General features: G+C 58.6%; 2 protein-coding genes and 1 pseudogene. 1 reads left to right on the top strand and 2 read right to left on the bottom strand.

Annotated features, from left to right (window positions below):
* Both CG747_RS46855 and CG747_RS46850 read right to left on the bottom strand, forming a co-directional pair.
* Window positions 1-183, bottom strand: a 183-nt coding sequence (locus CG747_RS46855; RefSeq protein ID WP_374701910.1) for a transposase family protein, incomplete at its 3' end; no start/stop codon positions are given.
* 118 nt (window positions 184-301) lie between these two features.
* Window positions 302-705, bottom strand: a pseudogene (locus tag CG747_RS46850) (transposase); the annotation flags it as partial.
* Window positions 706-1,656: 951 nt separating this feature from the next.
* Between CG747_RS46850 and CG747_RS51275 the strand changes: the two are divergent.
* Entirely contained in the window at window positions 1,657-2,268 is a 612-nt protein-coding gene (locus tag CG747_RS51275) for a sigma factor-like helix-turn-helix DNA-binding protein (RefSeq protein ID WP_107490364.1), read from the top strand.
* The last annotated feature ends 163 nt before the right edge of the window (window positions 2,269-2,431 follow it).

The following is a 2,431-nucleotide window of genomic DNA, read 5'->3' as shown; positions in this document are numbered from 1 at the left end:
CCCGGCGGCGAGCTGGGCATAAGTGTCACCGCACCGCAGATGAGCCAGGGCGAGCAGGGCCTGGCGTGCAGCGGAGAGACGCCGCCACCGCGTCCCGATCTCCAGCCTCCTCACGGCCAGTTGCCCCGTCAGGAACCGCAGAGTGCGGCTGGACAGATCGATCGAGGACGGATAGGCAAGCACACGAAGCTCCTGGCGGACACGGGTGATCTTGGTCGAGAACCCGTCTACCAGGAGCTTCACCCTTGCGCAGGACTGTCCAACTCGCGGTCAGCAACGCCAGCTTGGAAACGGCTCACTGCATCTTGGAACCCGGCTTGCCCCGGTCCACGGGGCTCGGACCTGCAAGTTCGCCCCTTTTTTAGCCCGGACATGGGCGGAGTCGAGGACCGCACGAGACAGGTCGACCAGGTCCCGCTCGTCCAGGAGTTGGAGATCCTTCTGGTGCAGCCGACCCCACACGCCGGCGCGGGACCAAATGACGAACCGGCGATGAACGGTCGACTCCGACGCCCCGAAGCATGGCGGCAACGCCCGCCAAGCACAGCCGCTGACGAGCACGTAGATGATCGCAGCGAACACCGCCTCATCATCGATGTTCGCGACCCCGCCGCCCTGCGGCCGCACCCGCGCCGGCGGCAGCAACGGCCTGGCGATCTTCCACAGGCCATCAGGAACGATCCATCCCCAACGTCCACTCCCCATGTCCAGCACAACCGCCAACCAACCATTTAGGACACGATCTAAGTGGCAGATAGGACTACCCGTCCTCGGAGAACGAATTCTCTCCTCAAGTCGGCTTGGCGGATGCGCAGAGCTGTAACGATTATACGGCAAAAACTGGAATCACCCGTAGGAGTGGAGAATGGACTACGTTCAGGCCGCTTAAGATTGTTCCAGGCGACCTCCGCAAGCCCTCGACCTGCGCATATGTTCCCAGTAGCAGCTAAATCATCTATGGCTAATATTATGAGATTTTTCTCTAAGTGTTGCGACCTCATCGCGTCGCGTGCTCTGATATTCGTTGATAAATGAGCATTAATAAGGGGGGCAGTGCCAAGGAGCCCGCTTCTCAGGACCTTGATCGCCTCATCGAGCTGATGCAGCTAAAGGATCTTTTTCGCAAGGTCGTCTGGCCAGCGAGGCTCAAGTTTCTCAGGTCCTCATCTCTCTACTTATCAGCGGGCAGCGCAGCGTACAGGTAGAAAATGCGTGACGAATCGCGAGTGCGCTCGGCGTGAGAACCGTGGACCTCTTCACCTCGTCCCGGCCAGCCCGATCAGCCCACTGCAGCCTTCCTGCTGTCGACCGCTCGAATGTTGTGTCGGTCAGCCTGCGCGCACGTGACATTCTCAGAGCCTGACCCATAACTCTGCTTTGAGGAATGTGATTCTGTGGCGCGATAAGGGATGCGCAGCTACCGGCCGCCACCTGACGGCCGATACCCGTCCCGACAAGGGCTAAGAAGCGGGACAACCCGCAGCCTCCGGGCACATAGGAGTCAGTGCACCCCGCGGCACCCCGCGGCACCCCGCGACGGTCTGCCCTCGAACGGCCAAGGATATTAAGGATCGACGCACGCATCAGATATATCTAGCAGACCTTGCCAGCCGCACATTAAGCCCCGCATCTGCAACGGATTCCTCGGAGGTCTCCATGCCGACGTTTCATTCGGGCGAGCAAGAATCCTGCCTCGGTGAATATGGATTCTCGGTAATGTGCACTTGGATAGCGAAAGGAGTGATTATCTATCGACTGCGAGATATTGCCGGCATTTGCATCACCATCCCTTCGTCCGTGAGATCCAACCCCGACTCCGTCAGCGAACTTGCGGGACTTTCTGTAGCCGTAGCCTTGAAGAACCTGCGTCTGCAGGATCGAGAGGAAACCAAGTGGGATCCGGGTCGGGGGGCGAACTTGAGAAGCTACTTCATCGGTCAATGTCTTCTCTGCTTCCCCAACGAATACCGACGCTGGGCACGAGAAAACGAACATGACGAGAGGTGCGCCACTAGGGCCGGTCGTATTAATTGGCGGCCTGCCGGTTGCGACCCAGCCTCCATCGTCGCCATGCGACTATATATTCATGAAATCTTGTCCGCAGTAGATAATCGAAGTCGCGCTGCGCTCATCTTTGCGGCCTGCGGCTATACGAATTCCGAGACTGCGGCTATACTCAATGCGACCCCCAAGGCCGTGGAGATGACTATATATCGTGCCCGGTTGCGGATCCGCCCTGCTCTCGAGAGAGTGTTCACCCTGGGATAGAATTTTCAAGCTGCGAAATTTGCGCATTGGGGAAATTTCTGGCACTCGATCCTTAAATGCAGGCGGTCGTACAATTCCCTAGCTGAGATGGTTTGAGCTTCACGGAACCGTTTTCACCCTGTCCCGCAGGGCTGAAAAGGACTGAGCCGTTTCCAAGCTGGCG

Source organism: Streptomyces sp. CB02959 (genome assembly GCF_002803155.1).
Classification (GTDB): domain Bacteria; phylum Actinomycetota; class Actinomycetes; order Streptomycetales; family Streptomycetaceae; genus Streptomyces.
This window is presented reverse-complemented; position numbering and strand designations above follow the sequence as displayed.

Coding starts and splice junctions, on each gene's coding strand:
- CG747_RS51275 (WP_107490364.1), top strand. CDS start 1,657: ATGCCGACGTTTCATTCGGGCGAGCAAGAATCCTGCCTCGGTGAATAT.